Source organism: Sphingomonas sp. Leaf67, assembly GCF_001421965.1.
Taxonomy (GTDB): domain Bacteria; phylum Pseudomonadota; class Alphaproteobacteria; order Sphingomonadales; family Sphingomonadaceae; genus Sphingomonas.
The window spans coordinates 139,791-146,948 of record NZ_LMLP01000003.1 but is presented as its reverse complement, the minus strand read 5'-3'; the positions used below and the strand labels follow the sequence as shown (position 1 = coordinate 146,948).

Below are 7,158 nucleotides of genomic sequence, written 5' to 3'. Positions count from 1 at the left end.
GCGTGGTCGTGGCGCTCCCGTGACGAACCTGTCCCATACGGCTTCCTTCCATTCCAACGAAAGGATCGCACCATCAAACCGTGGGATCAAACACCTAGTCGCGTCGGCCGCAGGATCGGCATCGCCAATCTCAAACACCGGTCGTTGTCGCCCGTCGTCGCCGCATTCCCCGAATACTGCCTGTCGCGGCGCCGCGCCCGCGATCTGGTGGCGGCAGGGTCCGGTTGAACATGCGCCATCTGCGCCGTTCGAACCGACCGCTACTACATTTTCCGATCCGTGCTCCGGTCCCGGCTGACGACAGGACCGGGACCGTTCCGACAATCGTCAGTACAACCGCCTATGCATCGGTGCCGCTGGCAACATCCACTTCATACGCATCGCCGATGACGACCCCGACCCGCTGGTGCAGGCCTTCCGGCGCGATATCGAGGATCGATCGATAGCCATCGGTCGCCTTGCCGCCGGCCTGCTCGATAAGCATCGCCATCGGATTCGCCTCGTACAGCAACCGCAGCCGTGCCTTGCCGGGGTTGCGATGATCCGAAGGGTAGAGGAACACGCCGCCACGCTTCAGGATGCGGTGGATGTCCGCGACCATTGATGCGGTCCAGCGCATGTTGTAATCGACGCCGCCCGGCCCTTCCGACCCTTGAATGCGATCCTCGATATAGCGGGCGATGTCGGGCGACCATTGGCGGCGACGCGCCATGTTGACCGCAAATTCGCGGGTCCCGGCCGGAATACGCATCCGCCCGTCGGTCAGCCGCCACGAACCGACCTCGCGGTCCAGCGTGAATTCGAACACGCCGTCGCCGACGGTCAGCACCAGCAGCGTCTGCGGCCCGTAGATCGCATAGCCCGCCGCCACCTGCTCGCGCCCGGCCTGCAGGAAATCGGCCTCGGTCACGTCGCGTCCGGCGCAATCCTCGGGCGCGCGCAGGACCGAAAAGATCGTGCCGACCGACAGGTCGACATCGACGTTGCTCGACCCGTCGATCGGATCGAACAGCAGCAGATATTCGCCCTTGGGATAGCGATTGGGAATGCGATGGATCGTCTCCATCTCTTCGGACGCCATGCCCGCCAGATGGCCGCCCCATTCATTGGCGTCGAGCAGCAGTTCGTTGGCGATCACGTCCAGCTTCTTCTGGACCTCGCCCTGCACATTCTCGCTGCCCAGCGCGCCGAGCACATCGCCCAGGGCACCCTTCGAAATCGCATGGCCGATCGTCTTGCACGCGCGCGCGACCGTTTCGATCAACAGGCGCAACTCGGCCGGACAGCTTTCCGCGTTGCGGCGTTGCTGCTCGATCAGGAACCGTGACAAGGTGATGGCCGGCTGCATCGCCGGCGGTTCGGGGTTCGTCATTCAGCTTCCTTTCGTCGTGCCTGTCACATTCCAACCATGGCAGGCATCCGTTGCGCAAGCGCGACAGGTCGGGAAGATGCGTCGCAACCCGTCTTTCCCGGGACAATCGCCCAATCCGGCGTCGGAACCACCGGCACGCGGTATGGCGTTCGGCTACCGGACCAACCGTTCAGCCCTGATCGACCAGATCGAACCACGCGGTGGCACGGGTCCGGCCGTTGACGAGCAACTCGACCACATGCCGTCCCGCATGATGCCGCCGGGTGCTGAAATCACGGATCATCTGCCGCGTCGTCAGCGTCGCCACCGCGTTCGCCGACAGATCGAACGTCTTCAGTTTGAAGACCTTGGGCGCGACCTTGCCTTGCGGCCGGGCATAGTGGACCCGGTAGTCGACCACGACGCGCTGATCGATCGACGCGGTCGATTGCAGCCGGACATCAATGGTGACCGGTTCGCCAAGCCGGATCGTCGCCGGTTCGATCGCGAACCGATCGACGGCGACCTCGACGGCGTGGCTGGCCCCGATCAATTCCAGTGCAGCCGGATCGCCTTGTTTCACCAGCGTGCGCAGCGCATGGCGGATGATCCACGCCGACTGCGGATCGTCGCCCGGCCAGCGCGACAGATGCGCGACCAGCCAGTCCGGCCGATCCTTGCCGATGTCGTTCAAATGGTTAGCGACCGATTTGCGAACATAGGCGCTGGGATCGGCACGCAACGCGTCGAGGATCGGCGCGGCCAGGGTCGGGTCCTGCCGGAACGCGGCGATGCGCGTACCCCATGGCAGGCGCGGCCGGCTCCCCTCGCTGGCCAGACGCCGGACATGCGGGTCGTCGTGCACCGTCCAGCGACGCATCGTGCGCAGCGTGCCGTCGACATCCTGCGCAAGGAACGGCCGGATCGCGAATTCGGCACTGCCGAAGCGGGTCAGGTCGGCCAGCGCCGCCAGCGACCGGTCGACATCGGCCAGACCGTATCGCGGCACATATTCGGTGATCGCCATCGCCTGAAACGCATGGGTCAGGCGCGGGGCCATCGCGCGCAGCATGTCGAGCGCCGCCGCATAGTCGGCCGGCAATGCGGGATGCAGCGCATCGGCGATATGGCGCACCCGTTCCATGACCGACAGCGCGTCGAGCCCGGCCGAAGCGGCGGCGACGAACGCCTCGCGATCGAAGCGCGGGGACGCCGCAACACCGGCGTCGGCGATCGTCGCGATCGCGTCGGGGCCGAGCAGGTCCTTGAGCAAAGGGGACGTCGTCCGGGACATGGCGGCTCCACCAGCGGTATCCGCCGTGCCGTACCAGTGTCCCTGTGGGCACCGCAAGGGTCAGGGCGTCAGGCGGAAATAATAGCTGTAGGTTCGCGGCGTGCCTGCCACCACGACATTGCTGATCGTCACGTCATAGGTCGTGTTCGCCGCCAGACCCGCCACGCTCCACTGCAGGTTGTTCGACAGCCCGTATCCGTCATTGTCATAGGCGATATTGCCCACGGTCAGCGCCGCCCCGTCGCGCGCCCGGACCGCGATCGCCGCGTTGGCGAAGCGGACCTGCGCGTTCGCGCCGAAATTGCGCGTCTTGTCGGCAATGACGCTGAACGACAGCAGCGCGCCATTGGCGAAATAGCGGGTGGGGTAGTCCTGATACGGATAGGCCACGAAATCGGGCAAGGGACCGGCGGTGTTCTGGGTCGTGTTGATGACCTTGATCGATGCCCCGTCGGAGCGCCCGCGAATGGCTTCGGCCCCGGCGACGCGGCCATAGGCGATGCTCGACAGGAACGGATACAGCAGCCAGCGGCGATGCCCGATATTGTTCGCGACCAGGTTGTCGACGTCGGTCAGGAACCCGATCATGATGTCGGCATCCTGCGAATAGCGCAGGCCGGAGCCATAGCCGAGATAGATGTTGCTCTGTCCCGCGGCGGTCGCACCCGCGCCGGTATAGCATTTCCAGTCGACCGGCGGCGTATGGCTGAGCTGGCCATTGGCGGCCATCATCAGCGCCGACTGCATCGACGCCGCTTCCTCGGCGGTCGAATAGGTGACGGAGGGCAGGCCGTGACGGGCACGGATATCATTCACCACCGTCAGTACCCGCGCCCCGACCGCCGGTTTCAACTGCCCCGTCTGACAGGCGGGAATGTTGGGAGCGGCGGCATAGAGTTGTTCGACCGAGGTCGCGAAATCCGCGCCGGTGGCCGGTTCGCGCACCGTTGCGACGGGGGATGGCGTCGGGGTCGGCGTGGGCGTCGGAGCGGGGGTGACCGCGGGCGCGACGATCGTTCCACTGCCGGACGTGCTACCCCCGCCACAGCCCGGAACGAGTGCCAGCAGCAGCGGCGCGACCCGGCGAAGGCGTTGGCGGCGACCGGAGCCGGAGTTCGCAGGAGAAATGGAGCGCATCATTCAAAGTCCTGCTGCGGCGATAACGGCACGATTTCCCCTGCGTACGTCGGACTGGGTTGCACTTCGGTAAACGCTGCGTGCACCGGCATAGCGTCCGCGGCAGGTGCAGTCAGGCCCGGCTACAGGCGAGCACCGCCCAGCGGCGGTTGCGGTGGACCGGGCGTACCCGCCAGTCACAACCGGTCGCGCGCAGAAACTGCCGGTGCAACGGAGCAGCGTGCTGTGCAAAGTCGTGAAAATCGATTCGGTGATGCGCCAGAACCAGTGTCCCGCCCGGCCGCAGTACACGGGCGACGTCGCGCGCGGTACGCTGCATCGCGCGGGGGCCGAGATAGTAGAGCAACTCGGCAACGACCACGACATCATAGGTCGTTCGCGGCAATCGCGCCGGCACCGCGAGACGGATCGCACGGGCGCGCCCTGTCCCGGCCAGCGCCCTCGCCACCAGCTTCGTCCCCGCCGCCGTCGCCTCGGTCGCATCGAGGCGGAGCGCACGCGGCGCGATGGCGACGCTGTTCGACCCGTTGCCCGCCGCCAGTTCGACGACGCGGCCCCATGGCCCCGCCCCGATCGCATGCAGGATCGCCTGCCGCTTCACCGCCTCGTCGCGGTTGCGAAAGGTCTGCCACGGATCGGGATCGATGGTGAAGGTCCGTTCGAACCCGTCGAGGGTGATCGCCCTCATCGCCGCATCGCCGCGAAGACTTCGCTCGGACGGCTGAACGCAGCGATCTGTGCGGCGGTAAGGGCGAAGCCGGTCGGATCGTCGGTGATATGCCCCGTCTGGGTGCGATAGCGGCGGATGGCATGCCGCTTGGCAAGGCGTTCCTGTGCGGTCAGCGGCATCGGGCGGGCGGCGGGCAGGCGCTGTCCGGTCGGCCACACCGGATAGGCGAGCCAGCGTACGCCGTGCGCCGGGCGGGCGGCGGCGGCGACGGCGCGGTGGTCGGGATGGTCGTCGCGCGGCGACGGGGCCAGCGCCAGCACCGGTCCCGGCAGGGTGGCGAGGGCGCGCGCGACGGCCCGGCAAATCGCGCCACCATGCGCGGCGACATCGCCATCGGGCAGGTCGAGAAAGCCGATGGCACGGGCGGTCACACCGATGCGGTGCAGGGCCATCCGCGTCTCGCGCCACCGTTCGCGCACCAGTCGCTGGCGCGGCCATGTCGTGCTGCCGCGATGCGATCCGGCGCCGTCGCTGACGATCAGGACGCGGACCGGCACGCCGCGCCGGCGCATCCGCGCCATCAGGGCATGGCCGCCGATCGTCTCGTCATCGGGATGCGGCGCGACCATCAGCAGCCCGCCCGGCCGGATCACAGCGCCACCGTCAGCGTGCCGGCGGCGACCGCCGCGCCGACCAGCATTCGCTGCGCATCGGGGCCGGGCTGCCGCAGATACATGGCAAGGTCGGTGAGCCGCGCGGACAGCGGATGGTCGTGGAACAGCGCGGCGACGCCGACCGCCTCCTGCGCGACCGCGATCGCTTCCCCCCCGGCCGCATAGACGGCGGCGCGCGCGGCGGACACGGCGGGCAGGCGCGCGGCATCGTCGGCGAACCACGCCGCCGCCGCCGTTCGCACCGCCCCGGCGGCCGCCTCGCCCAGCGCGTACAGCCGGGCGAGCCGGCCCGCCTGATGCGGATCGGCGGCGCGACCGGTCGTTACGAGATGATCGCGGACGCCATCGACGATGCCAGCGACACCGCCCGCCTGCACTGCCGCAAAGCGCAGCGCACCGCCGCTGAACCACGGTTCGCGGACATAATCGCCTGGCGCGCCGATGCGGTCGTCGAGAGTAATTGGCGATCCGGCCCAGCGCACGATATGCGTCTCCGAACGCTGCATGCCGACCACGCGCCAGAAGCTGCGGTCGACGACGGGCGGAACGCGGGCGAGGTCGAGGAGCAGCAATTGCCGCCCGCCCGGCGCATCGACGCTGACCAGCGCATGGCTGAGAACCCCCGCCCCCGACGCGAAACTCTTGCCGCCATCGATCCGGTCGCCGTCGAACCGCAACCCGTCGCCCGGCAGGTCGGCATTCCAGACCCCCAGCGCCCCGCCGTCGCGCAAGATCGCGATCAGTCGGGTGCGTTGCGCCGCACTGCCATAGCGCGACACGATCTGCGCGGCATCGACATGGCCCTCGAACAACCGCCCGAGCGGCAGGTCCGCGCGCCCGATACGGTAGAGCAGTCGCAACAGGGTCAGCAGCGCCGGTGCATCGGCGGGATCGGCCGGGTCGCCCAGTTCGGTGGTCAGTCCGGCGATCCGGTCGCGCAGGTCGCTCACGCCGCTGCCGCCGGGCTGGCGGTCAGCGCCGCCAGCGCGGCTTCGGCGGCGACGAACGGAATGTGGCGCATGCCGCCCGGCGGCACCGGCACGACGCGCATCGCGAACGCCTCCGCATTCGGGCAGTCGCGGGCGACACCGAGCAGATGGTCGCGATCGAGCCCGACCTGCGCGCTCAACGCGACAAAATCGCCGCCAGCAAACGCCCGGCGGGCGGCTGCATGCAGGCGATATTGCCATAGCTGATCGGCGGGATGCGCAACGCTGACCGACCCCAGACCATCGCGATCCAGATCGCAAAGCACCGTCGCCAGTCCGCCGCGCACCCGTCCGACCCGCCGGTCGGATGTATGGACGATACTCGCCGCATCGCGCCGCACCCGCAGCCCGGCGCGCGCCGCGTCGTCGACCAGTCGCGCATCTTCTCCCCGCATCACGGGCAGGAACCCACCAAGCGTGGCATAGGTCGTGGCGCGCAGGCCCATATTGGCACCGCTGGCATGATGATGGACGGCCGGCGCCTCCCACGCGACCGGATCGATCCGGCGGCGCAGCGCGTAGAGGCTGGCATAATGGCGTTCGATCCGGTCCTGATCCGGATTGCCGCCCCGGCCGCTGCGGACCACATCGCCGACGACGAGGTCCGCATGGTCCAGCGCCGCCGTCATGACCGTCACCCAGTCGGGGGCGGGCAGGCTGTCGGCATCGGTGGTCAGCAGGATCGCATCCCCCTGCCCCACGCTCGCCAGCCCCAGTCGCATCGCCCGGTCGCGCGCGCGGCCGGCATTGGCGGCGGCGCGATCGACCTTGTCGACGATCAACGGATGGCGACCGGTCGCGCGATAGGCGGCGATCGGTTCCATGCTGGCGTCGGTGCAGCCGTCGAGCAGCAGGCAAAGCGTCAACGCCGTCTCCGGCGGTACGATCAGCCGGTCGAGCGCGGCGAACAGGCGCGGCAGCCGTTCCGCCTCGTCGCGCGCCGGAATGCAGATCGCGACCGGCGCGGCGGTCAACGACGGTGTCCGCCGCGCTGTACCAACCGTCCCGCTATGTCATCCGCTGTCATGTCGCTGCCCCGCCGG

The 7,158-nt window shown here is 68.6% G+C and carries 8 protein-coding genes; 1 reads left to right on the top strand and 7 read right to left on the bottom strand.

The features are described 5' to 3' along the window. Positions 1-228: hypothetical protein (locus ASE90_RS20515; protein ID WP_235531696.1), on the top strand; the 228-nt coding region annotated here is incomplete at its 5' end. Between the two features lie 112 nt (positions 229-340). Here the strand turns inward: ASE90_RS20515 and ASE90_RS06675 are convergent. From ASE90_RS06675 to ASE90_RS19020, 7 genes are all read right to left on the bottom strand, one after another. Beyond that, positions 341-1,348: a class 1 fructose-bisphosphatase gene (locus ASE90_RS06675; protein ID WP_055998089.1), complete on the bottom strand. Its 1,008-nt coding sequence runs from the start codon at positions 1,346-1,348 to the stop codon at positions 341-343. Between the two features lie 193 nt (positions 1,349-1,541). Next, complete coding sequence (locus ASE90_RS06670) at positions 1,542-2,645, bottom strand: DNA alkylation repair protein (protein WP_055998054.1); 1,104 nt, start codon at positions 2,643-2,645, stop codon at positions 1,542-1,544. A gap of 60 nt (positions 2,646-2,705) precedes the next feature. Then, positions 2,706-3,590 carry a CAP domain-containing protein gene (locus tag ASE90_RS06665; protein ID WP_055998052.1) on the bottom strand — a complete coding sequence of 295 codons (885 nt, stop codon included), beginning with the start codon at positions 3,588-3,590 and terminating at the stop codon, positions 2,706-2,708. A gap of 304 nt (positions 3,591-3,894) precedes the next feature. Next, a complete protein-coding gene (locus tag ASE90_RS06660) occupies positions 3,895-4,470 on the bottom strand; it encodes a class I SAM-dependent methyltransferase (RefSeq protein WP_055998049.1) in 576 nt (191 codons plus the stop codon). Then, on the bottom strand, positions 4,467-5,105 hold the full coding sequence (locus tag ASE90_RS06655; RefSeq protein WP_235531695.1) for a PIG-L deacetylase family protein: 639 nt from the start codon (positions 5,103-5,105) through the stop codon (positions 4,467-4,469). The genes ASE90_RS06660 and ASE90_RS06655 overlap by 4 nt, the downstream gene beginning before the upstream one ends. Continuing rightward, the gene (locus ASE90_RS06650) at positions 5,102-6,076 is read right to left on the bottom strand and encodes an acyl-CoA/acyl-ACP dehydrogenase (RefSeq protein WP_055998046.1); all 975 of its coding nucleotides are present in this window, start codon (positions 6,074-6,076) and stop codon (positions 5,102-5,104) included. The genes ASE90_RS06655 and ASE90_RS06650 overlap by 4 nt, the downstream gene beginning before the upstream one ends. Further along, positions 6,073-7,089, bottom strand: coding sequence for a glycosyltransferase (locus ASE90_RS19020; protein WP_156361480.1), 1,017 nt, complete (start codon positions 7,087-7,089; stop codon positions 6,073-6,075). The genes ASE90_RS06650 and ASE90_RS19020 overlap by 4 nt, the downstream gene beginning before the upstream one ends. Positions 7,090-7,158: the final 69 nt, after the last annotated feature.

Excerpts from the sequence above, each read along its gene's own strand:
- ASE90_RS06670 (WP_055998054.1), bottom strand. The coding sequence starts at position 2,645 with ATGTCCCGGACGACGTCCCCTTTGCTCAAGGACCTGCTCGGCCCCGAC.
- ASE90_RS06675 (WP_055998089.1), bottom strand. The coding sequence starts at position 1,348 with ATGCAGCCGGCCATCACCTTGTCACGGTTCCTGATCGAGCAGCAACGC.
- ASE90_RS06660 (WP_055998049.1), bottom strand. The coding sequence starts at position 4,470 with ATGAGGGCGATCACCCTCGACGGGTTCGAACGGACCTTCACCATCGAT.